The 26,137-nt window shown below is 32.2% G+C and carries 17 protein-coding genes; 10 read left to right on the top strand and 7 right to left on the bottom strand.

Features of this window, described 5'->3' with window-relative positions; genetic code table 11:
• The first annotated feature begins 99 nt into the window (after positions 1-99).
• The 3 genes from nagB (at position 100) to AB3G36_RS12570 (ending at position 5,909) form a co-directional block, all read left to right on the top strand.
• Positions 100-2,037, top strand: coding sequence for a glucosamine-6-phosphate deaminase (gene nagB, locus AB3G36_RS12580; RefSeq protein ID WP_367753264.1), 1,938 nt, complete (start codon positions 100-102; stop codon positions 2,035-2,037).
• A 29-nt stretch (positions 2,038-2,066) separates the two neighbouring features.
• The gene (locus AB3G36_RS12575) at positions 2,067-4,094 is read left to right on the top strand and encodes a beta-N-acetylhexosaminidase (protein WP_367753262.1); all 2,028 of its coding nucleotides are present in this window, start codon (positions 2,067-2,069) and stop codon (positions 4,092-4,094) included.
• Positions 4,095-4,292: 198 nt separating this feature from the next.
• Entirely contained in the window at positions 4,293-5,909 is a 1,617-nt protein-coding gene (locus AB3G36_RS12570; protein ID WP_367753260.1) for an ABC-F family ATP-binding cassette domain-containing protein, read from the top strand.
• A gap of 52 nt (positions 5,910-5,961) precedes the next feature.
• On the opposite strand, the gene AB3G36_RS12565 is transcribed toward AB3G36_RS12570, so the two are convergent.
• Positions 5,962-7,767, bottom strand: coding sequence for a T9SS type B sorting domain-containing protein (locus AB3G36_RS12565; RefSeq protein ID WP_367753258.1), 1,806 nt, complete (start codon positions 7,765-7,767; stop codon positions 5,962-5,964).
• A 106-nt stretch (positions 7,768-7,873) separates the two neighbouring features.
• Positions 7,874-8,047, bottom strand: coding sequence for a hypothetical protein (locus AB3G36_RS12560; RefSeq protein ID WP_367753256.1), 174 nt, complete (start codon positions 8,045-8,047; stop codon positions 7,874-7,876).
• Between the two features lie 316 nt (positions 8,048-8,363).
• Here AB3G36_RS12560 and pyrR point away from each other — a divergent pair, with 316 nt between their 5' ends.
• From pyrR to AB3G36_RS12525, 7 genes are all read left to right on the top strand, one after another.
• Positions 8,364-8,903: a bifunctional pyr operon transcriptional regulator/uracil phosphoribosyltransferase PyrR gene (gene pyrR, locus AB3G36_RS12555; RefSeq protein WP_367753254.1), complete on the top strand. Its 540-nt coding sequence runs from the start codon at positions 8,364-8,366 to the stop codon at positions 8,901-8,903.
• A gap of 57 nt (positions 8,904-8,960) precedes the next feature.
• Positions 8,961-9,887 (top strand): aspartate carbamoyltransferase catalytic subunit, encoded by a 927-nt coding sequence (locus AB3G36_RS12550; protein WP_367753252.1) that lies wholly within the window; start codon positions 8,961-8,963, stop codon positions 9,885-9,887.
• A 53-nt stretch (positions 9,888-9,940) separates the two neighbouring features.
• Positions 9,941-10,273 carry a ribonuclease Z gene (locus AB3G36_RS12545; protein WP_367753250.1) on the top strand — a complete coding sequence of 111 codons (333 nt, stop codon included), beginning with the start codon at positions 9,941-9,943 and terminating at the stop codon, positions 10,271-10,273.
• Positions 10,274-10,328: 55 nt separating this feature from the next.
• Positions 10,329-11,234, top strand: a complete 906-nt coding sequence (locus AB3G36_RS12540; protein WP_367753248.1) for a ribonuclease Z — start codon at positions 10,329-10,331, stop codon at positions 11,232-11,234.
• A 73-nt stretch (positions 11,235-11,307) separates the two neighbouring features.
• Entirely contained in the window at positions 11,308-11,952 is a 645-nt protein-coding gene (gene pdxH, locus AB3G36_RS12535) for a pyridoxamine 5'-phosphate oxidase (protein WP_367753246.1), read from the top strand.
• Between the two features lie 161 nt (positions 11,953-12,113).
• Positions 12,114-12,617, top strand: coding sequence for a CAP domain-containing protein (locus AB3G36_RS12530; RefSeq protein ID WP_367753244.1), 504 nt, complete (start codon positions 12,114-12,116; stop codon positions 12,615-12,617).
• A gap of 470 nt (positions 12,618-13,087) precedes the next feature.
• A complete protein-coding gene (locus tag AB3G36_RS12525; protein WP_367753242.1) occupies positions 13,088-13,591 on the top strand; it encodes a CAP domain-containing protein in 504 nt (167 codons plus the stop codon).
• 68 nt (positions 13,592-13,659) lie between these two features.
• On the opposite strand, the gene AB3G36_RS12520 is transcribed toward AB3G36_RS12525, so the two are convergent.
• The 5 genes from AB3G36_RS12520 to AB3G36_RS12500 form a co-directional block, all read right to left on the bottom strand.
• A complete protein-coding gene (locus tag AB3G36_RS12520) occupies positions 13,660-15,597 on the bottom strand; it encodes an OmpA family protein (protein ID WP_367753240.1) in 1,938 nt (645 codons plus the stop codon).
• Positions 15,598-15,655: 58 nt separating this feature from the next.
• Positions 15,656-16,354 carry a tol-pal system YbgF family protein gene (locus AB3G36_RS12515; protein ID WP_367753238.1) on the bottom strand — a complete coding sequence of 233 codons (699 nt, stop codon included), beginning with the start codon at positions 16,352-16,354 and terminating at the stop codon, positions 15,656-15,658.
• Positions 16,355-16,373: 19 nt separating this feature from the next.
• Positions 16,374-16,781, bottom strand: a complete 408-nt coding sequence (locus tag AB3G36_RS12510) for a flagellar motor protein MotB (RefSeq protein ID WP_367753236.1) — start codon at positions 16,779-16,781, stop codon at positions 16,374-16,376.
• Between the two features lie 12 nt (positions 16,782-16,793).
• Positions 16,794-17,702, bottom strand: a complete 909-nt coding sequence (locus AB3G36_RS12505; protein ID WP_367753234.1) for a type IX secretion system membrane protein PorP/SprF — start codon at positions 17,700-17,702, stop codon at positions 16,794-16,796.
• Positions 17,703-17,764: 62 nt separating this feature from the next.
• On the bottom strand, positions 17,765-25,318 hold the full coding sequence (locus AB3G36_RS12500) for a gliding motility-associated C-terminal domain-containing protein (RefSeq protein WP_367753232.1): 7,554 nt from the start codon (positions 25,316-25,318) through the stop codon (positions 17,765-17,767).
• Positions 25,319-26,137 lie beyond the last annotated feature (819 nt).

Raw genomic sequence — 26,137 nt, 5'->3', positions numbered from 1 at the left:
AAAAAGATTAAATTTAAAAGGTATAAGTATTTGATTTGCTTATACCTTTTTATAAAATTCATATCTTTATAAATTTAAGTTAGATAAAATAGTATAAAAATGAAAAGTGCTTTAGAAATGAAACCTGATATTAGTTACAAAAGTGTAGGTAAGTTTGAAGAAACCAGATTTGAAAAAATTCATAATGAAATTTTTAAAAACTCTGCAGAAGCTTCTGTAGTTGTTGCACAAGAAATTGCGCAATTAATTAGATTCAAACAAGAAAAAAATGAAATTTGTGTTCTTGGTTTAGCAACAGGATCTTCTCCAATAAAAGTATATGACGAGTTGGTACGAATGCATAAAGAAGAAGACCTTAGCTTTTTTAATGTTGTTACTTTCAATTTGGATGAATATTATCCAATGAAAAAAGAAAACAATCAGAGTTATCATTATTTTATGCATCAACATCTTTTTGATCATATAGATATCAAACCAGAGAATATTAATATTCCTGATGGAACAGTTGCTATAAATGAATTAAATCAATATTGTATTGATTATGAAATGAACATCAAAAATGCTGGAGGTTTAGATTTTCAATTATTGGGAATTGGACGTACTGGACATGTAGGGTTTAATGAACCTGGTTCACATATTAATTCAGGTACTAGGATAATTACATTGGACCATATTACTAAGGTTGATGCATCATCTGATTTTAATGGTATTGATAATGTTCCTAAAAGAGCTATTACCATGGGAGTTTCTACAATTCTTAGGTCAAAACGAATTGTATTAATGGCATGGGGTCAAAATAAAGCTGATATTATAAAACGTACTATTCAAGGCGATATAAGTTCTGAAATTCCAGCTACTTTTTTGCAACATCATACTAATGCCACTTTTGTATTAGATCAATCGGCAGCATCAGAATTAACTCGTTTCAAAACACCATGGTTGGTTGGAGAGTGTATTTGGACTCAAGAATTGCAAAGCAAAGCTATTGTATGGTTGTGTCAAAAAACAAAACAGTCGATACTTAAATTAACAGATAGAGATTATAATAACAATGGGATGTCAGATCTTTTGGCATTGGAAGGTTCTGCTTATGATTTGAATATAAATATGTTCAATATTTTGCAGCACACTATAACAGGATGGCCAGGTGGAAAACCAAATACGGATGATACTAATAGACCAGAACGTGCTAATCCAGCACAAAAAAGGGTAATCCTTTTTAGCCCACATCCAGATGATGACGTAATTTCTATGGGAGGAACATTTTCTAAATTGATAAAACAAGGACATGATGTTCATGTTGTATATCAAACTTCTGGAAACATTGCAGTTACGGATGATGAAGCATTGAAATTTGCTGAGGTATGTAATGATTTTGTTGGAGTAGAGGAATCAAAAATTAATTTTAAATCAATTATTAATTTTATAAATAATAAAAAAGAAAATCAAGCCGATTCTTTAGAAGTACGAAAATTAAAAGGCTTAATTAGAAGAAGAGAATCTTATGCAGCCACAAGATATATTGGATTAAAAGATGAAAACACTCATTTTCTAGATATGCCATTTTATGAAACGGGTCATATAAAGAAAAAGCCATTGGGAGCTGAAGATGTTGCTATTGTAAAAAATATTATTGCAACAATCAAACCGCATCAAGTTTTTGCAGCTGGTGATCTTGCAGATCCACATGGAACACATGAAGTTTGTTTGAATGCCATTTTTGCAGCTATGGGGGAATTGAAACCGGAGCCCTACATGAAGGATTGTTGGCTGTGGTTGTATCGTGGTGCTTGGCATGAATGGGATATTCATGAAATCGATATGGCTGTACCTTTAAGCCCTGATGAGGTAATGTTAAAAAGACATGCTATTTTATTTCATCAATCTCAAAAAGACCGCGTCATGTTTCAAGGAAATGATTCCAGAGAGTTTTGGGTTAGGGCCGAAGACCGTAATAAAAGTACAGCTAAATTATATGATGATTTAGGTCTAGCTGAATATGAAGCGATTGAAGCGTTTAAGCGTTTTGATTATTAAATAATTGTTCCATTTTATTATTTAAATTTATGAAATACATTTTGTTTTTATTGTTATCTGTTTTTATTTCCAATTCTCAAATTAAAAAAGAGCAATTAGATTTAATGCCTTGGCCACAAAAAGTTGATTTAACCGCTGGAACTTTTGCTTTAAGCAAAAACTTTAAAGTGAATATTACAGGGAATCCTGATGCAAGAATTTTTATTGGAGCGACCCGATTTTTGCGACGATTAGACGGAAGAACTGGTTTATTCTTTGAACAAGATTTTTTGACTAAAATCAATGAGGTTCCCGAAGCACAATTACAAATCAATTGTACTCGATCTGGAAAAATAGAAATAAATGAGAATGAAAGTTACCAACTTTCGATAGATTCAAATAAAATAGTAATCAATGCCGAAACTGATCTAGGGGCTTTACATGGTTTAGAAACCCTATTGCAATTGCTTCAAAATGATGGAACAGCATTTTATTTTCCATCAGTAAATATTACAGATTCGCCGCGTTTTACATGGCGAGGTTTAATGATTGATGCAGCAAGGCATTTTCAACCAGTTGATGTTATTAAAAGAAATTTAGATGCCATGGCTGCTATGAAAATGAATGTTTTTCATTGGCATTTAGTAGATGATCAAGGATGGAGAATTGAAATGAAAAACTTCCCCAAGTTGCATGAATTAGCTTCTGATGGAAATTATTATACACAAGAAGAAATTAAAGGGATTGTAAAATATGCTGATGATAGAGGAATATTGATTATTCCTGAAATTGATGTTCCAGGACACGCATCGGCCATTTTATCTGTTTTTCCAGAAATAGGAAGTAAAATTGATAACGGAGTTGGATCATATGCTGTAGAAAGGAGATCAGGTATTTTTAATGCTGCATTAGACCCTACGAATCCTAAGACTTATGAAGTATTAAGTGCCATTTTTGATGCCGTTTGCCCTTTATTTCCCTCTAACTATTTCCATATAGGTGGCGATGAGAACAATGGAAAAGAATGGAATGCTAATCCTAAAATACAAGAGTTTAAGAAAAAACACAATCTGGCTAATAATCATGATTTGCAAACATATTTTAATATGCAGTTGGTTCCAATGTTGAAAAAACATGGGAAAAATGTGATGGGTTGGGAAGAAATAATGACCAAAGACATGACGAAAGATGCCATTATTCATGCATGGAGAGGAACTAACGAAGGTTTAGCTTCTGGGGGTTCCCTAATTGCAGCGGCAAAAAATGGCTACAAAACAGTTTTGTCAAACGGATATTATATTGATTTAATGCTCAGCCTTGAAAGTCATTATAAAAACGACCCAATTTCTAAAACAGTTTTATTAACTCCAGAAGAAAAAGCTAGGATATTAGGTGGAGAAGCTGCAATGTGGAGTGAACTTGTAACTCCCTTAAATATTGATTCCAGAATTTGGCCAAGAACTGCTGCAATTGCTGAACGTTTATGGTCGGATGAAAGTGTGACTGATATGGTTAGCTTACGCAAAAGATTAAAAACCGTTTCTTTTAGACTAGAGGAATTGGGGATTACTCACATTAGAAACAAAGAAGTGATATTAAGAAATATTAGCAATAACCAAAATACTATATCATTAAATGACTTTACTAATGTATGCGAGCCACTTAAAAACTATACACGAAATGGTGGTGGAAAAAAATACTTTATGTTTTCTCCTCTAAGTTTATTTGCAGATGCTTGTGCTTCGGACGCATCAGATGCTATTGATTTTGATACCGCAGTAAATAAATATTTGAAAGATAAAAACATTGAAAATCAAAAAGGAGTTACTCATTTTTTTGAAAAATGGATTACTATGAATACTGATTTAGTTCATTTAAGTACAAATGCACCGCTTATTCAACCCTTATTGCCATTGTCTAAAAGTTTAAGTGATATATCGAAACAGTTTTTATTACGTTTTGATGATCAACAAACCCTTAATCCAACTATTTTAAATGATTTATTGGAACAATGCAATTCTAAAAAACAAGCTGATGTTGAATTAGCAGTTTATAGTAGTTTAAAAAAATTATTATAAGTAAATATTAGTTTCTTTTAATTTGGTTATGGTTTAGTTTAAAGAGATTATATTGTAATCCTGGCAATTTTTTGTCAGGATTTTTTTTTGATAAATACGATTCGTTTTTGTTTAATTCAATTCAGCAAATTGTCTTTGTATAAATAAAAAAATCATTAATTTTTTGTACTTTTGCAAAAATTTTTATAAAAAACATTTATGTTAACAGTTAATAATTTATCAGTTCAATTTGGCAAACGAATTTTATTCGACGAAGTAAATACCACCTTTACACATGGTAATATTTATGGAGTTATCGGAGCTAATGGTGCTGGAAAATCAACCTTTCTTAAAATAATTTCTGGCGAAATGGATCCTACATCTGGACATATCCATTTAGAACCAGGAAAGCGTATGTCGGTTTTAAATCAAAACCACAATATGTTTGATGAACATACCGTATTGGAAACCGTAATAATGGGAAACAAGGTATTGTATGCCATTAAGAAAGAAATGGACGAACTTTATCTTGATTATAATGATAAAAATGCAGACCGTATAGGGGAGTTACAAGTCCAATTTGAAGAAATGAACGGTTGGAACGCTGATTCAGATGCTGCATCTATGTTGTCCAATCTTGGAATTACTGAGGAGCACCATTATACTTTAATGGGAGATTTAGAGGGGAAAATAAAAGTTCGTGTCCTTTTGGCGCAGGCACTTTTTGGTAATCCTGACTTGCTTATTATGGATGAGCCTACCAATGACTTGGATTTTGAAACTATTGCTTGGTTAGAAAATTTCTTGGCCAATTATGAAAATACAGTAATTGTAGTTTCTCACGATAGACACTTCTTAGACTCAGTTTGTACTCATATATCTGATATTGATTTTAGTAAAATAAATCATTATTCAGGAAATTATACGTTTTGGTATGAGTCTAGCCAATTAGCGGCAAAACAACGTGCACAACAAAACAAAAAAGCCGAAGAAAAGAAACAAGAATTAGAAGAATTTATACGTCGTTTCTCTGCGAATGTAGCCAAATCAAAACAAGCTACTTCTCGTAAAAAGATGATTTCTAAATTGAATATTTCTGAAATTAAACCTTCGAGTCGTCGTTATCCTGCAATTATATTTGATCAAGAGCGTGAAGCAGGAGACCAAATATTAAATGTTCAAGGTTTGAGTGCTTCAATTGATGGCGAAGTATTGTTTAAAGGAGTTGATTTGAATATGGCCAAAGGAGATAAAATTGTTCTTTTTTCAAAAGATTCTCGTGCTACAACTGCTTTTTACGAAATTTTGAATGGAAATAAAACAGCTGATTCAGGTAATTTTGACTGGGGAGTTACTACAAACCAAGCTTATTTGCCAGTAGAGAATCATTCTTTTTTTGAAAGTGATTTATCATTAGTGGACTGGTTGCGTCAATGGGTAAAGACTGAAGAAGAACGCGATGAGGTTAATATTCGTAGTTTTCTTGGTAAAATGATTTTCTCTGGAGAAGAAGCCTTAAAAACATGTAGAGTATTATCAGGAGGAGAAAAAGTACGTTGTATGTTGTCTCGAATGATGATGGAAAGAGGAAATGTATTAATGATTGATGAACCTACCAATCACCTGGATTTAGAGTCGATTACGGCATTCAATAATTCATTGAAAAACTTTAAAGGTTCCGTTATTTTTACCACACATGATCATGAGTTTGCGCAAACGGTGGGAAATAGAGTAGTGGAGTTAACGCCAAAAGGAGCTATTGACAGTTATATGACTTTTGATGAGTATCTTGACGATGAAAAAATACAAGAATTGAGAGTTAAGATGTATTCTTAATACTAAATAATACTATTATTTTTAGCCATCATAAAATCATTTTTTATGATGGCTATCTTTTTAAAGTAAAATGAGATTTGAATTCAGTGAGTTCCCCATTTTCTTTATAGATTGCTTTAAACCAATAATCATTTGAAGGTAATGGAACTCCTTGATAGTTTCCATCCCATCCAATATCATTTGGTTTAATTATCGCTAATGATTTGCCATATCGATCATAAATATAAATTAAGGCCTCGTTTTCTTTTACAAATTCAGGAATATTCCAAAAATCATTTTCTCCATCTCCATTTGGTGTGAAAAAATGGGGATATTCAAATGCATATGGAACTGGATAAATAGTTACAGTGATTTTTTTTCGTTGATTATCTTCGCATCCATTTATAGTCTGACTTACATAATAATCAGTAGAACCTAATATAGATGTTTGTGGAATTGGAGTTTCAGTTGAGCCTGTACCTCCCGTTTCAGTAGTATACCATAAGTGATTTGTTCCGCCAGCAGTTAATTCTTTAGCCACTGCAAATTGCACATAAGATATTGGGGTTGTAGCATAAATTTCTGGGAAATTGAGCAAATTATTTATCACAACAATTTTTGAAGCTTCACAATTTAAAACATTTCTAGTTTTTATAAAATATGTTTTTGACACTAAATTTGTAGCTACATTATTTGTTGTCCATGTTTTTCCTCTGTCAAAACTATACTCTTTTGCAGGAGATGTTATCGTGATTGTTCCTGTATTTACGGAGCAAGTGGGTTGCGTAATTAAAACTGTTGGCTCTGGAATAGTATTGTTAAGGTTATAAGGTGAACTTAGAATACAACCAGTATTATCAGTGATTTTTACAATATAATTCCCATAATTTTTAGTCTCATATGGTATGCTGAAATCTTTATTTGTAGCTCCTGCTATTGCAATTCCTTCTTTATACCATTGATACTTAATACTTGGTGTTATTAGTATAGTTGGGTTAGCAGTCAAAACTAAATTATTCTCGCAAAAGGCACCATTCCTTAAAATATTCACTCCAAATAGGGATGATTTATTTAAAATTAAATCATCATATAAAAAAAAAGGGGCTTCATAAGGACCTCTAAAAGGGGCATAAGGGTAACTTTCTGGCAGTTTTTGAGGACTACCAAGTATTATTGCTTCAATGTCGACTGTTGGTGTAAAAGTGATTGTTATTTTTTCCCATTTTGAAACTGGAGTATATGTTACGCTTCCTATTTCAATCCATTTTGGACCATAAGTAGGAGGGCTTTGGTAAATGTTGACATAAACATCTGAGGTAAGTGGGAGATTTTCGCAATTACTAGTTCCGTATAAAGTAATATTTATGGGCTCTAATTCAGAAACTCTCAATTGTTTAAAATTTTCTTTAGAAACTTTGTTTGAAGTTCCTAAAGCTGCATCACCGCCAACGATTAATGTTGCAATATCGAGTGTCAACTGGTATTCTTCGCCAGCTAACATTGGCGATATTAAACAAGTACCGATATACCCTTTTTTATTTCCTGTATACATGGCTCCATAAATACCAAATCCGTCTGGATAATTAGAAAGCCCATTTTTCAATATTTCTTGACCATCCAAATCTAATCCACAATTAATATATTCAGTTCTAGAATTATTAGCGGGGACCCAAATTTTGGCTTCTTTGCAAAAAGAATACTCTTCAAAAGAATGGTTTGGAATAATTGAACGCACCGCTGTTTGATTACAGATACAATCTAAATCATTTAAGTCAATCTTTCCATCACCATCATCATCAATTCCATTATTACAATTTTCTTGACAATATGAAATTGATGAAAATAAAAAAAGAGTGATATAAAATATAGTTAATTTCATAATCGAATAATTGTAAATTTTATATTAAAATTACTATTAAAATTATTGAAAAACTATAAAAATGAAGTGTAAAAATATTTTTTATTTAGAAATTTAACAATTAGTTCTATTTTTTACCTGATATTTTACTAATTACAAATAAAATAATTGCTACAATAGCAACTACAATAATAATACCTACGCCCATACCTGCTTTGAAGATACCGCCAATTACGGAACAGCTTGTAAATGAAATTAGGATTGTGAAAAGTAAAAGTGTTTTTGTTATTTTGGTAATCATAATAAATGGATTTAAAATTGAATTATAAAATTACCAATTGCCAAAAGAAATTTGTTATATAATTCTAATGGATTGTTATAAAATATCTTTCTATAGAATTATATTTAAGCTAATTATTTTTTCTAGACTTAATTCTCTTTAATCATTTTATAAATAAGTTAAAGAACACATAAATAAGTATTATTACAATATCTTTGGCTTATTGTAAATTGGTTTTCTTTATTAAAAAAAATATCAAAAACATATTCTAGAGATATAATTATTAAATCATAAATTTGAATTTGTATATTTGCAAAACCAAACACAATACTTTACTATGACTCAAAAAGTTTTGCTCAATTCCAAAGAAGTCAATATCATTCTCCATCGTTTGGCTTGTCAGCTAATTGAAAAACATCTCGATTTTAAAGATACTATTCTAGTAGGTATTCAGCCTAGAGGTACATTTCTTGCTGAGCGTTTAAAAACCATGTTAGAAGATAAATATAATACTCCTGAAATTCAGTTAGGATATTTAGATATTACTTTTTTTAGAGATGATTTCCGTAGAACTGATAAACCATTGGAAGCCAATAAAACAAAAATCAATTTTATTGTCGAAAATAAAAAAGTTATTTTCATTGATGATGTTTTGTTTACTGGAAGAAGTATTCGATCTGCATTAACTGCTATTCAATCTTTTGGAAGACCATCAGAAATTGAATTACTGGTACTTATTGATAGACGTTTTAGCCGAAATTTACCTATACAACCGGATTATAGAGGGAGACAAGTTGATGCAATTAATGGGGAAAAAGTAAAGGTTAATTGGAAAGAAAATGACGGTGAAGATGTTGTTTATTTAATTACCAACTAATCAGTAAAACAAATCGTTCAAAAACTAAGCTGATAAAATAATAATAATCGTAAAAGAATGAAAGAATTAAGCGTAAATCATTTACTAGGTATAAAATACATTAACAAGAATGATATTGACCTTATTTTTGAAACTGCCGATCATTTTAAAGAAGTAATTAATCGTCCAATAAAAAAAGTACCTTCTTTACGAGACATTACTATCGCTAATATTTTTTTCGAAAACAGTACCCGTACTAAACTTTCATTTGAATTAGCACAAAAAAGATTATCAGCTGATGTTATTAGTTTTTCGGCAGCTCAATCATCTGTTAAAAAAGGAGAAACCTTAATTGACACTGTAAATAATATACTTTCTATGAAAGTAGATATGGTAGTAATGAGGCATGCTAATCCTGGAGCTGCTTACTTTTTATCAAAAAATGTAAAAGCAAGTATTGTAAACGCAGGTGATGGAGCACATGAACATCCTACACAAGCTTTATTAGATAGTTATTCTATTAGAGAAAAATTAGGAGAAGTAGCTGGAAAAAAAGTGGTTATAGTGGGAGATATTTTACACTCTAGAGTGGCACTTTCTAATATATATGCCTTGCAAATGCAAGGTGCTGAAGTTAAAGTTTGTGGGCCAAAAACATTAATTCCTAGACATATTGAGTCTCTTGGGGTAACTGTAGAACCTAATCTTCGAAAAGCGCTAGAATGGTGTGATGTAGCAAATATGTTACGAGTACAAAATGAACGTATGGATGTTAATTTTTTCCCGTCTACGCGAGAATATGCACAACAATACGGATTAGACAAAACCTTATTGGATTCTTTAAATAAGGAAATTGTAATTATGCATCCAGGTCCTATAAATAGAGGAGTAGAGATAACATCAGAAGTTGCTGATTCGCAACAGTCGGTTATTTTAAACCAAGTTGAAAACGGTGTAGCAATCAGAATGGCTGTAATCTATCTTTTAGCATCAAAAATTCAGTAATTTAAAAAAACGGTAGTAACTTAGCTACTTCCTAATTTTGAAAATCAAAAGCAATGAAAGTAGATCAAAAAAAACACTCCGTAATAATAAAAGATACTCAAGGTGATTTTACTTCTTTTTTGATGAAAGTGACGCACCAATATAAAACATTTGAAAAAGATAATATTGTTATAGATCTTTTGTTTCATGACGATCTGTCTATTAATGAGATCAAACAGTTTATGCCTTTGTCTAAACAGCATAAAAAAGCAAAAAAATCTTTCGTTATTGTTGTTGCCGATTTTGATTATAATGCAATACCTGAAGAACTTCTTGTTGTTCCTTCATTATTAGAAGCACATGATATTATTGAAATGGAAGAGATTGAAAGAGATTTAGGGTTTTAAACCTTAAACTTTATTGACTTATTTAACCTTTTGCATTTAACCGAAAATTATAAAATTGAAACTAACAATTCTTGGTTGCTATGCAGCAACTCCACGAACATTTACCAATCCAACTTCTCAAATTTTAGAAATTAAAAACAGACTATTTCTTATAGACTGTGGTGAAGGAACTCAGGTACAACTTCGTAAAAACAAAATTAAATTTTCAAAAATAAACCACATTTTTATTTCCCATCTACACGGAGATCATTTTTTTGGCTTAATTGGTATAGTTTCAACATTTACTTTATTAGGTCGTACAACTGATTTGCATATTTATGGACCAGTAGGGATTAAAGAAATTATATTGTTGCAATTGCGACTAGCTAATTCATGGACAAACTATAGTTTGTATTTTCACGAATTAGAATCAAATGATAGCGAAGTAGTTTTTGAAGATGAAAAAGTGATTGTTAAAACAATACCTTTAAAACACCGTATTTATACTAATGGATTTTTATTTCAAGAGAAACCAGACAAAAGGAAGTTGAATATTGATGCCGTTAAAAGTTTTGAAATTGAAGAATGTTATTATCAAAACATTAAAAATGGAAAAGATATTGTTTTAGATGATGGACGAATAATTGAAAATAGCAAATTAACATTTGATCCAGTACCAGCCAAAAATTATGCCTTTTGTTCTGATACAGTTTATGATGAAACGATTGTTTCATTGATCAATAATATTGATGTTTTATACCATGAATCTACTTTTTTAGAATCTGAGGGTCTTCTAGCAAGGAAAACAATGCACTCTACCGCAAAAGAAGCAGCAATAATTGCCTTGAAAGCAAATGTAAAACAGCTAGTTTTAGGACATTATTCAACTCGATACGAAAATATAAAGCTGTTTAAAGAAGAAGCAGAAACTATTTTCCCGGAAGTAGCATTAGCAGATGATGGCGTTGTTTTTGAATTTTAAAAATCAAGTATTTTTATTAATATTGATACCGAAATCACTGTTCTATAAAAATAAGAACTAAAAATTTATAACAATGAATGATTTAAGTAATTATAGAAAATCATATGAAAAGAGCGAGTTATTGGAATCAAATATCCCTGAAGATCCAATAAATTTATTTAACAGATGGTTTCATGAAGTAGAAGATTTTGATAGTGGAGAAGAGGTTAACGCAATGACAGTTGCTACAATTGGTTTAGATGGATTTCCAAAATCAAGAGTAGTATTGTTGAAGAAATTTTCAGAAGAGGGTTTTGTGTTTTATACCAATTACAATTCTGAAAAAGGGAAAGCAATTGCCAATAACCCTAATATTTGTCTTTCTTTTTTTTGGCATGGTTTAGAACGCCAAGTAATTATTAAAGGAATTGCTCAAAAGACATCAGCAATTGTGTCCGATAATTATTTTGATTCAAGACCTGACGGAAGTAAACTAGGAGCTATAGTTTCGAATCAAAGTGAAGTTGTTCCTTCTCGAGTTTTCTTAGAAGACAACTTGAAAGATTTGGAAAAAGAATATGAAAGTATGGTTATCCCAAGACCAGAACATTGGGGTGGTTTTTTAGTTGTTCCTTTAGAAGTTGAATTTTGGCAGGGTAGGGCTAATAGATTGCATGATAGGATCAGGTACAAATACCAAGATGATTATACTTGGAAAATTGAAAGGTTATCTCCATAATGTAAGAAAAAGATTAAAATAAAAATAAAAACATGTAGTTCATCGATATTATTGGTAGTTTAACTTAAAAAGTATGTAAGTTTGAAAAGAATTAGAACACATACGAAATTATCTTAAAGAAGTTTGCCCCACAATCTACTTTAAACTTAAACTACTATATTATGAAAAGAAATCTACTTAGTCTATTATTGTTATTAGCTGTAATTTTCACAATGAACTCTTGTTCCTCTAATGCATCTGAAGCTACTCCTGTTGAAGCTAAATCTGAAGTAGTAGTTAATTATACTTACACCGCATCAGAAATTGAAGCAATGGATTTAATAAACGAATACCGTCTAAGTGTTGGTTTAAATCCTTTAGAAAAAATTAATCATATTTCTTATAAATCTGAGGAACATGATAAATACATGATAACAAATAATGTTGTAAATCATGATGATTTTGTAGCTCGTTCAGAAAATATCATAAAAGTATTAGGTGCTAAAACTGTAGGTGAAAATATTGCATATAATTATAATAGCCCACAAGCCGCCGTTACTGCTTGGTTAAATAGTCCTTCGCATAAAGAAAATATAGAAGGAAACTTTACTCATTTTGGAATATCAATTAGAGAAAATCCTGCAACTGGAAAAAAATATTACACTAATATTTTTGCAAAAATATAATTTAAGTTAGTTTTGTTTTACATTAAAGAAAGGTGTCTTGTTAAAGGCACCTTTCTTTGTGTTTTAAATGTTTCCTTTTCCTTTTTAAATAGATTATATTATTCTAGGACATAAAATACGTTTATAGTTCATTTTAATCTTATATAATGATATTCTATAAGAGTTTATAAAGTCATTAATTTCTTCAATATTAATTCTATTTATTTTTATTAATGTCTATATTTAGTTTTTAGAGCGTAATTTTTCAATAAATTTTGGTGTATTATGTTGCTGTTTATTTTAGTTTTTATTAACTAAAATAATTTAATTGTAAGAAAAAGATTAATATTAAAAACAAAAGATGTAGTTCGTCGATAAAAATTGGTATTTTAACGTAAATGTATCTATATTTGAAAAAGAATTAGAACACATACAAAATTGTCTTAAAGAAGTTTGCCCCACAATCTACTTTAAACTTAAACTACTAAATTATGAAAAGAAATTTACTTCATGTATTAATGTTAATAACAGTAATATTTACTTTGAACTCTTGTTCTTCTAATAGTTCTGAAGCTAATCCAGTTGAAGCTAAATCAGAAGTAGTAGTTAATTATACTTACACCGCATCAGAAATTGAAGCAATGGATTTAATAAACGAATACCGTGTAAGTGTTGGTTTAAATTCTTTAGAAAAAATCAACCATATTTCTTATAAATCTGAAGAGCATGATAAATACATGATAACAAATAATGTAGTAAATCATGATGATTTTGTAGCACGTTCAGAAAATATCATAAAGGTATTAGGTGCTAAAACTGTAGGTGAAAATATTGCATATAATTATAATAGCCCACAAGCCGCTGTTACTGCATGGTTAAATAGTCCAGCACATAAAGATAATATTGAAGGTAATTTTACTCATTTTGGAATATCAATTAGAGAAAACCCTACAACTGGAAAAAAATATTACACTAATATATTTGCAAAAATTTAAATCGAGTTAGTTTTTTTTATTAAAAAAGAGTGTCTATTAAAGACACTCTTTTTTAAGTTTATAGATTTTTATAATTCAGTGACAATAAATTCACTACGTCTATTAAGTTGATGTTCTTCTTCCGTACAATCTACACCATCTGAACATTGATTAACAAGTTGGTTTTCACCATATCCTTTTCCAATTAATCGATTTTTATTGACACCATTTTTAATTAGCCAGTTTATTGTAGATTTTGCTCTTCGATCCGATAAAGCTTCGTTGTATTTGGATGATCCACGACTATCAGTATGTGAACGGATATCTAATTTCATTTTTGGATATTGGTCCATTACATCTAATATTTTTTCTAAATCTAGCGCTGCTTCTATTCGAATGTCGGATTTGTCAAAATCGAAATAAATCATTTTTATACCAAAACATTTTCCTAAATCATCACCAACAGCCACTTTGCAAGTTGCTTTTTCTAATGCAAATGGGAGATGTGTTTTTCCATTTTCTTTAAGAATTGTGATTATTTGTTCTTTTGTAGTATAGTCTTCTTTTGCAGCTCTTACACTATATCTTTTACCACATTCTACTGGTATCGAATAGTTCCCTTTTTCGTCAGATGTAGTTGTACCAATAGTATTTAACTTGTCATCTAATATGGTTATTGTTGTGTTTTCGAGCACTTCCCCAGTAGAAATATCAGTTATTTCGCCGTATAATAATTGTTCACAAGTTAATCTTCTTGTTTCTAAAAATTTATAAATGTCATCATATCCTTGTCCTCCGTCTCTATTAGAGGAAAAAAAGCCTCTTCTTGATTTAGTATCAATTAAATATGCAAAATCATCTTTTGAGGAATTGACATCAGCACCAACATTTTGTACTTCGTTGAAAGTACCATTGTCATTCATTTTAGATACAAACACATCCAAACCTCCTAGTCCTGGATGCCCATTTGAAGCGAAATAGAGCTCATTTTCATCAGTAAAGAAAGGAAATGTCTCTTTACCTTCGGTATTAATTGTGCTACCTAAATTTACCGGATTTCCAAAGGTTCCGTCCTCTTTAATAGCTACTTTAAATAAATCAGATTGTCCTAAGGTTCCAGGCATATCAGATGCAAAATATAATGTTTTCTCATCAGGACTTAATGCAGGATGTGCTGTACTGTAGTTATTGCTATCGAAAGGCAGTTCAGTTATGTTAGTCCATTGATCATTCTCGAAATTTGCTTTGTATATTTTAATTAAAGTAATGTTATTGCCATCTTTTCCTTTTTTTCCATCAAGAAAATTATTTCTTGTAAAATACATGGTTTTTCCATCTTTTGTAAATGTAGGGGTGGATTCATGAAATCTGGATTTTAAGCTTTTATTGAATTTCTCAACTCCACCAGGTGCCAGATCATCTCCTAGGTTTGACGCATATAAGTTGGTAAAAAATTGATCGGTCCATGAATGTTTTCTATGTCCTAAACTTCCTGTATCTCTAGCTGAAGCAAATACAATTTTATTTAGATAAATAGCAGTTCCATAATCAGAATATTGAGAATTGATACCTGCATCTTCTACTTTATATCTTCCTGAATTTTCTTTTATTTTATCTAAAAAATTCTCGTTGTTTTTAAAAATCTGCCCTCGAGTATCATTAGCAGAAAGTTGATTGAATTTTTCAAACATTTCATTGGCCTTGTCGTTTGCACCGATGGATCTTAGTGACTGTGAATAGCGAAAATAATATTCAGGTTCAACATCAGAAGTCATGGCAAATAATTCTCCATACCATTTTGCAGCCTCATCGTACTGGGCATTATAGTAGTAGGAGTTTCCTAATTTCTGAAACATATCAGCCGACTTGTATCCCTTTTCCGCAACCCTTTTATAGGTTTTTATAGCATCAATATAGGCATAGCTATCATATTTTTTTTCAGCTGAGGAAACCCTTGCCTTCTGAGCAAAACAGTTAGATGAAAAAACACTTACTATTGTTATAAAAAGGAGTATACTATTTTTCATAATGATTGTTTTTAGAGTAATCTTAGTGTTAACTTTTTTTGATCGATTTTAAATACTATTATCTGGTGTTTTTTTCAGATAATTCATTGAATTTTTCAAGCATCTCATTGGCTTTATCATTTTTGCCGATGGACCTCAGTGACTGGGAGTAACGGTAATAGTACTCAGGTTCTAAATCAGATGTTAAAGTCAATAAATCACTATAACACTGTGCTGCCTTTTCCATTTCTGAATTATAGTAATAAGCATTTCCTAGTTTACTACATATTTCTATAGATTTGTACCCTTTATCCGCTACCCTTTGATATGTTTTTATCATATATACGTATGCAAAGTCATTGTGTTTATCAGTTGATTTTGGTTTTATAATAGGATCAGTAGTAATAACAGGCTTAGTCGTTTCAATTACTTTATTTTTTGGATAAGTAATTTCAGTTATTTTTTTTTCAGGTTGGGTTATTTCAATTGTCTTTTTTTCATATTTTGGTGTTACAACTCTTGTATTGTTCGGTCCTAAATCATAGCTGTTTACTAAACTCGAGTCGGATACATTATAAGTCGTTGTATAACCTCCAAATTTCATATTAATATTTTCCTCAACATGATATAATTTTACATTTTTAGTTATCTTATTTTGCATTTTTGTATTTGTAGTATCCATAATTTTATCTGTTACATTAGCTTTATTTGCTTGGGCTAAACAGTTAAATAAAAACACACTTCCAATTACTATATAAAGAGTGGTATAAATTTTCATAATAATTGGCTTTAGAGGGTCATTGATTAACTTTCATTTGTTTGTTATATTCAAGCATCATTTCGGGTTTTTGACATAATTTATCTAAGATTTCATTCGCTTTATCATTTTGTCCTATAAAATTTAAAGATTGAGCATAATGGTAATAATATTCAGGTTCTAAGTCTGATGTCATAATAAATAATTCGCCATAGTATTTAGCTGCTTTTTCGAGCTCATTATTAGAATAATAAGAGTTTCCTAGTTTTTGAAATAGATCTATCGATTTATAACCTTTTTGAGCAACTCTTTCATATGTTTTTATAACATTTACATATACATATTCCACTTTTATTATTTTCGTATTTGCAATTATTTTCTTTTGTGAATAAGTATTGAATGAAAAAATACTTATAATTAAGATATAGAATTTAATTTGTTTTTTCATTTTTTTGGATTTTTAGAAAAATCTTGGAGTTGTCATTTTTTTATTGTTTTTAAATAACTCATATCTCAAGAATACTTCATGTGAGCCCGAATTATAATTGTCTAAATTTGTTGTTTCCCAATCGTATCCATAACCTATATATAAACCTTCGGATACTTGAAATCCTGCCATAGCACTTAAAGCTGCACTCCATCTATAGGCTATACCTAGAACAAACTTTTCATTTATCATAAAATTCCCTGATAAATCTACTTGTAACGGAGCTCCTTTTACCATTTTAGTCATAAATGCAGGTTTAAATTTTAGATCACTAGTTAGATCGAATACATATCCACCTATCAAGTAATAATTAATTTGCTCTTTGAATATAGCAACTTCATTATCATCATAACGATTGGTTTCTATGAAATTAGGAACCGATAACCCCAAATAGGCTCTATCAGAATGGAGATAAATACCGGCACCAATATTTGGAGAAAATTTATTATTATAATCGTGCAAGCTAGGGTCATCATCTACAGGGTTTAAACGAGATACATCTAGATCAAATAAATTTGCGGTAGCTTTTATACCAAAAGAGAGTTTTACTGATTCAGTTGTTGGAATGGTATACGATAAATCAGCAGAAATTGTGTTTTCATGTGTAGGTCCAATTTTATCATTAATTATAGATATACCTAAACCTAACTTACTATTATTTATAGGTGTATTTATAGATATTGCATTTGTTACTGGTGCACCATCAAGCCCTACCCATTGTGCCCGATGTAAACCAAAAATACTCAGAGCACCCCTTGATCCAGCATAAGCAGGATTAATGTTGATTGTGTTATACATATATTGAGTAAATTGTGCATCTTGTTGTGCAAAACTTACAACTCCAGTAAACAGCAAAGCGAATAATAGTACTAATGTCTTCATTTGATTTAGTGTTTTATACCTGAGGGATGCTAGCCCTCAGGAGTTATATATTTGAGTTATATTTATCTGGTAAGGTATAGATACCCATCTTTTTTATTGACTTGAACACCACCATTACCATCAATAGAAGAGTAGCTCAGGATGTAATAATAAGTTCCTGTAGGTAATCCTGATGACTGGCTAATTGTTGTACGACCTTCTGAAAAACCTTTAAAGACTCTATTCACATTGTCATAATTTCTTGTTTCAAAAACTAAGATTCCCCAACGATTATAGATTTCTACCGTATTATCAGGATAACAAAGAGTATCATCAATATTGTCGATGATAAAGAGTTCATTTATACCATCACCATTAGGAGAAAACGCATTATGAACAGTGATACTTCCACAACCTAAGACTATTGCAGCCTCCACAACTACGGTATCTGACGCACTTATTGAAGACTCATTTGGAGTGAAACCAGTTGCATTAGCTACATTGGTAACTGATCCAGTTTCTCTGTCATTTTGTGTTACTGTATAATTTTGATTAAATTCTTGAGTTTCACCAGGACCTAATAATTCAATAATAGTATCCAAACTAGTTAGTGGATCTGTGACAGTTATTTGATGAAGTGTTACATTTCCAGTGTTTTTTACTTGAATTGTATAATTGATTATATCACCAACCGAACTATAAAATTCAGTATTTGACGTTTTTATAACTGTTAAACTAGGATTTTGAATTAAAGTTGTAATGGTTGGAGTATCATTCTCTATAGTTGTCCCAGAGATATCCCTCACATCATTTCCTTTAGGATCTTGACCCACAGCTAAAGCGGAATTAGTTACATGTCCTAAATTAATATCAGCTTGTGTAATAATATACGTTCCAGTTATTGTACTATTAGTAACTCCAGGTGCAAGTGCACTTATTATACTATTTGTAAATGTTAATCCAATTAATGGTTCTGTAATATCCGTAATAATAATATTTGTTATCGTTGCATTACCAGTATTTGTAACTGCGAATGTATAAGTAATAACATCACCAACAGCACCAGCGCCTCCTATAACTGCAGTTTTGACTAAAGCAATACTATTTGTTGAACAAATTGGAATTACATTTGGTTCATCATTAGTTGCTAAATCACCAGATTGGTCAGTTATTATTGTTGCATTAGGTGCAGTACCGTTTACAGAAGCCTGATTAGTGATACTACCTGTATCAATATCAGTTTGGGTTACAGTATAAGTTGCTTTATAAATCCAATTCTCAGTAACTTCTAATATATTGTTATTATTACTATCACCACTTTGCAAAACAATAGCTGATATGCCTGAATGCAAATCAATAACGCCTATATCATGTAAACTTACATTACCAAAATTTGTCACGCTAAAGGTATAAGTAACCACATCACCAACTTTTAGAGTAGCACATCCATTTGGTCCCACTTCAACATCATTACTTTTTACTATTGCAATTTTAGCTGTAGTACAAATAGGAATTACATTTGGTTCATCATTAGTAGTAGAATCACCAGATTGGTCCATTACTACTGTGGCATTAGGTGCAGTACCATTAACGGAAGCTTGATTAGTTATACTACCAGTATCGATATCGCTTTGATCAACAGTATAGGTAGCTGTATAAATCCAATTTTCATTAACTTCTAAAATACTGTTACTATTGCTATCACCACTTTGCAATACAATTGTTGATAGATCAATATGAGGGTCAAGAACAGCCACATCATGTAAACTTACATTACCAAGATTAGTCACGGTAAAAGTATAAGTTACAACATCACCAACTTTTAAATCGGCACATCCATTAGGTCCAACTTCAATATTGTTGGATTTTACAATGACAATTTTAGCAGTTGTGCAAATAGGAATGACATTTGGTTCATCATTAGTTGTTGAATTCCCAGATTGGTCAGTTACTTCTGTTTCTTTAGGTGTAGTACCATTAACAAAAGCTTGATTAGTAATACTACCAGTATCGATATCGGTTTGAGTAACGGTATAGGTTGCTTTATAAATCCAATTTTCTGTAACTTCTAAAATACTGTTATTATTAATATCACCACTTTGAAGCGCAATTGTTGATAAACCGGCATGATTGTCAAGAACTACTATGTCATGTAAACTTACATTACCAAGATTAGCTACGCTAAAAGTATAAGTTACCACATCACCAACTTTTAAATCAGCACATCCATTAGGGCCAACTTCAATATCATTTGTTTTTACTAAGGCAATTTTAGCTGATGTACAAATAGGAATGACATTTGGCTCATCATTAGTTGTTGAATTCCCGGATGAATCAGATACCAATGTAGAATCTGATGCAGTTGCATTAACTGTAGCTTGATTAGTAATACTACCATTATCAATATCAATCTGCGTTACGGTATATGTTGCTTCATAAATCCAATTCTCACTAACTTCTAATATACTATTATTATTACTATCACCACTTTGTAGTGTAATAGTTGATAATCCTATATGAGTGTCAATAACAACTACATCATGTAAACTTGAATTACCAAGATTAGTGACGGTAAATGTATAAGTTACAACATCACCAACTTTTAAATCAGCGCATCCATTAGGACCAACTGTAATATCATTTGTTTTCACTAAAGCGATTGAACAAGAGTTTATAGTCAATACAACGGGAGTACGAGTCAAGCTAGTACAAGTTCCGTTAGAAGCTTCTGCATAATAAGTTACTGTTCCTAAACCTATTTGAGTAGGAGTTGTCACCACATTTCCTGCAATGGCTGCATCGTACCAAGTAATGGTACCTCCATTAGCTGTAGCAGTTAAAGTTTGAGTTTGTGAACCATCGCTACAAACTGTTTGATTGTTTGCAGCTGGTGCATTAGGTGCAGCATTAATTGTTAATACAACGGGAGTACGAGTCAAGCTAGAGCAAGTCCCATTTGAAGCTTCGGCATAATAGGTAGAAGTTCCTACACCTACTTGAGTAGGAGTTGTTATTTCATTTCCTGCAGTTGCAGCATCATACCAAGTAATGGTTCCACCAGTTGCCGTAGCTGTCAAAGTTTGAGTTGTTGAACCATTGGTACAAATCGTTTGATTACTTGCAATAGGAGCACTAGGCGCACCATTAATTTTTAATACAACGGGAGTACGAGTCAAACTTGAGCAAGTTCCGTTAGAAGCTTCTGCATAATAAGTTATTGTTCCTATACCTACTTGGATAGGAGTTGTTACCTCATTTCCAGCGGTTGCTGCATCATACCAAGTAATAGTTCCACCAGTTGCCGTAGCGGTTAAAGTTTGAGATGGAGATCCATCAGTACAAACGGTTTGATTACTTGCAACCGGAGCGGTTGGTGCAGGATTAATAGTTAATATAACAGGGGTACGAGTTAAACTTGAACAGGTACCATTTGATGCTTCGGCATAATAGGTTTTAGTTCCTACACCCATTTGGATAGGAGAGGTTACAACATTTCCAGCAGTAGCTGCATCATACCAAGTTATAGTTCCTCCAGTGGCTGTAGCTGTCAAAGTTTGAGTTTGTGAGCCATTGGTACAAACGGTTTGATTGCTTGCAACTGGTGCATTTGGTGCAGGATTAATAGTTAATACAACTGCAGTGCGAGTTAAACTAGAACACGTACCGTTTGAAGCCTGTGCATAATATGTACTTGTACCTACACCGACCTGAGTAGGAGAGATAACAACATTACCAGCAGTAGCTGCGTCATACCAAGTTATAATTCCTCCAGATGCTGTAGCTGTTAATGTCTGAGTTGGAGAGCCATTAGTACAAATAGTTTGATTAGTTGCGGATGGTGGAATTGACCCATCATTAATTGTTAAAATAACAGCAGTACGAGTCAAACTAGAACAAGTACCATTTGAAGCTTCGGCATAATATGTACTTGTACCTATACCCACTTGAGTAGGAGAAGGTACTACATTTCCAGCAGTAACTGCATCATACCAAGTAATAGTTCCACCAGTTGCTGTAGCAGTTAAAGTTTGTGTTAGAGATCCATTGGTACAAACAGTTTGGTTACTTGCAACTGGGGCATTTGGCGCAGGGTTGATTGTTAATACAACGGGAGTACGAGTTAGGCTAGAACAAGTTCCATTTGAAGCTTCGGCGTAATAGGTTGTAGTTCCTATACCCACTTGAGTAGGAGAAGGTACTACATTTCCAGCAGTAGCTGCATCATACCAAGTTACAGTTCCACCAGTTGCTGTAGCAGTTAAAGTTTGTGTTAGAGATCCATTGGTACAAACAGTTTGGTTACTTGCAACTGGTGCATTTGGTGCAGGATTAATAGTTAAAATAACAGCAGTACGAGTCAAACTAGAACAAGTACCATTTGACGCTTGCGCGTAATAGGTTTTAGTTCCTATACCTATTTGAGTAGGAGAGGCTACTATATTTCCAGCTGTTGCTGCATCATACCAAGTGATAATTCCCCCAGTTGCTGTAGCGGTTAATGTTTGAGTTGGTGATCCATTGGTACAAACGGTTTGGTTGCTGGAAATAGGTGCATTTGGTGCAGGATTAATAGTTAAAATAACGGTAGTACGAGTCAAACTAGAACAAGTACCGTTTGAAGCCTGTGCATAATATGTACTTGTACCTACACCAACCTGAGTAGGAGAGGCCATTATATTTCCAGCAGTCGCTGCATCATACCAAGTAATAGTTCCTCCAGTTGCTGTAGCAGTTAAAGTTTGAGTGGGAGATCCATTGGTACAAACGGTTTGATTGCTCGCTTCTGGTGCATTTGGTGCAGGATTAATAGTTAATATAACCGCAGTACGAGTCAAACTGGAGCAGGTACCATTTGAAGCTTCGGCGTAATAAGTTTTTGTTCCTACACCTATTTGAGTGGGTGAAGATACTATATTTCCAGCTGTAGCTGCATCATACCAATTGATAGTTCCTCCATTAGCTGTAGCAGTCAAAGTTTGAGTTGGAGATCCATTTGTACAAACAGTTTGGTTGCTTGCAACTGGTGCATTTGGTGCAGGATTAATAGTTAATATGACCTGAGTACGAGTTAGGCTAGAACAAGTTCCGTTAGAAGCTTCGGCATAATAAGTTTTCGTTCCTACACCTACTTGAGTTGGAGTAGTTATACTATTTCCAGCAGTTGCTGCATCATACCAAGTTATAGTTCCACCTGTAGCTGTGGCAGTTAATGTTTGAGTTGGAGATCCATTGGTACAAACGGTTTGATTGCTTGCAATTGGAGTACTAGGTGCAGGATTAATAGTCAAAATAACAGCAGTACGAGTCAAACTGGAACAAGTCCCATTTGAAGCTTCGGCGTAATAGGTTGTAGTGCCTACACCTATTTGAGTAGGAGAGGGCACTATATTTCCAGCAGTAGCTGCATCATACCAAGTGATAGTTCCACCTGTAGCTGTAGCAGTTAAAGTTTGTGTTGGTAATCCATTGGTACAAACGGTTTGGTTGCTTGCAACTGGTGCACTTGGTGCGGGATTAATAGTTAATATGACCAGAGTTCGAGTTAGACTAGAACAAGTTCCGTTTGAAGCTTCGGCGTAATAGGTTTTAGTTCCTACACCCACTTGTGTTGGAGTAGTTATAATATTACCAGCGGTAGCTGCATTGTACCAAGTAATAGTTCCACCAGTTGCTGTAGCAGTTAAAGTTTGTGTAGGAGATCCATTGGTACAAACGGTTTGATTGCTTGCAATTGGTGCATTTGGTGCAGGATTAATAGTTAAAATAACAGCAGTACGAGTCAAACTGGAACAAGTCCCATTAGAAGATTCTGCGTAATAGGTTGTAGTTCCCACACCTACTTGAGTAGGAGAGGCAACTACATTTCCGGCAGTAGCTGCATCATACCAGGTAATAGTTCCACCAGTTGCTGTAGCAGTTAAAGTTTGAGATGGAGATCCATTGGTACATACCGTTTGATTGCTTGCAGCTGGCGAGTTAGGTGCTACATTAATAGTTAAAACAACAGCAGTGCGAGTCAAACTAGAACAAGTTCCGTCTGAAGCTTCTGCATAATAGGTTTTAGTTCCCACACCCACTTGAGTAGGAGAGGCGACTACATTACCACCAGTAGCTGCATCGTACCAAGTAATAGTTCCCCCAGTTGCTGTAGCAGTTAGCGTTTGAGTTGGAGATCCATTGGTACATACCGTTTGATTACTTGCGGATGGTGCATTTGGTACAGGATTAATAGTTAAAATAACAATAGTACGAGTCAAACTAGAACATGTTCCATTAGAAGCTTCTGCATAATAGGTTTTAGATCCCACACCCACTTGAGTAGGAGAGGCGACTACATTACCACCAGTAGCTGCATCATACCAGGTGATGGTTCCACCCGTTGCAGTAGCGGTTAATGTTTGAGTTGGTGATCCATTTGTACATACCGTTTGATTACTTGCAGATGGTGCACTTGGTATAGTATTAATAGTTAATACAACTGGAGTGCGGGTTAAACTAGGACAAGTTCCGTTAGAAGCTTGTGCATAATAGGTTTTAGTTCCTACACCTACCTGAGTAGGCGTTGCTACGACATTTCCAGCAGTTGCCGCATCATACCAAGTGATGGTCCCTCCAGTTGCTGTTGCGGTTAAAGTTTGAGTCGGTGATCCATTGGAACAAACAGTTTGATTGCTTGCGGTTGGTGCGTTAGGAGATGGATTAACCGTTATTGTAGCTTCACTTGTAGTGATATCATTTCCAGCACATAAGCCTGTATTAGAAAAAAGTGCTCTAAATTTTGTAGTTGCAGTTAAATTAGTTGCAGTATAGGTTAATGATGTATTTGCTATGTCAGTCCAAGTAGTAAAAGGACTAACTGATGATTGCCATTTAGAAATAGTAGAACTACCAGTAATCCCTGTAACATTTAAAAGACTACTATTTATTCCTGAACAAACAGTTGAACTTGGTTCAACGGAACCTTTCAATGGTATACCAAATGTAAGAGCAGTGTTAATACATCTACTTGAAGAAGGAGAGTTCCCGCTAACAGAAGCTAATTTAGTAATTTTAATAAAACCGGGATTTAATGGATCACAGATATTAATACCAATACTTCCAAATGGAATATTAAATTCTAAAAATTCACCACCACCAGCACTACAACCCACTGCACTCCCATTTTTAGCAGCAAGACCATTATTAACTAAAAGGGGAGTTAATGTACTTCCATTGCCAGAATATATATTAAATGTAGAAGCATTGGAATTTATTTCAATAATATACTCGGCACCAGCTACAGATAATGCTCCACCAAAAGTGTCTGATGTTAACCCTGTAATAGGATTGTTATCTGTATCTAAATACATTCGAAAAAGTGCAGCTCCACCATTACCAATATTCATTCCTAATCTTAATACTTGAGTTATAGTATTAACTTTTGCGTGAATAGTTCCAATTTGACAAGTTGAGGATGCATTAACCGATAATTGTTGGCTAAAAAAGATTCCAGTTGCATACTCATCTCCAGGAGTGTTAGGAGCTGGGCAATAGTCACCATCAAATGTGTCTTGAGCATAAATATTTGTAATTGATGCAAATAAACTTAATAAAATAATGATAAATAATTTTGTCGAAAGTGTAAAGTTAGTTTTCATATTGATTTGTTTTAAATCGTTAGAAAGTGTGAGTATTTTAAATATTGAAACTCATATTTTTTTATGAATTATTGCGTATTCAAAGTTTATATTTATTAAAAATGACTATTTTGAATAAATTAACGAAAGTGGGTATTATGCTTTTTGTATAAAAACGATAGGAATTATAAAAATTGAGTTTTACTTATGATAAATTATCAATTGATGCTCAGTTTTAAGTATTACTAATTAATTGATTTCTACTTTTTCAAGTATTTTAATCATTAAATTAATTTACTATTTTTAAAAAAGAGTAAATTGTATAAGGTGGTATTTTTAAGATATTTCAATTTTTTTTAAATTTTAAAACCTAAGTAAAATAAATTTTTAAAAATTGAGATAAATTCAAATTTTTAAAATAAAAATTTCTTATTGGGGATTAAGAATTTTTTAAAAGGATTATTATTTAATTAAAAGTTTTAATAGAATAATGTTTAATATTTTAAAGTTCACTTTTTGAATCAACAATAATTCAAAACTTCAAGTTCAAATGCATTTTGCATTAATTTAAATCTAAAGGAATTTCTTTTTTGGGGTTAAAAAATCCTTCATGACAGTTTACCTTTCTCATTTTTACTTATTAAAAATGAAAACCTTTTTATTTATAATTAAAGTTATAAATAATTTGTGGTATTGTTTAATTTTTTCCGTAAAAAACCTAATTAGTCGTTGAAATGTGTTTTTTGATGTAAATCTATCAAAAAATTAATTGATAATATTTAATTTTTTAGGTTAGTTTTAGTAATATAAGTATTTATATTTCAAGTAATTAACATTTTT

This window comes from Flavobacterium sp. WC2430 (assembly GCF_040822075.1).
Lineage (GTDB): Bacteria > Bacteroidota > Bacteroidia > Flavobacteriales > Flavobacteriaceae > Flavobacterium.
The sequence above is the reverse complement of the archived record's forward strand: the minus strand, read 5'-3'. Positions and strand labels throughout refer to the sequence as shown.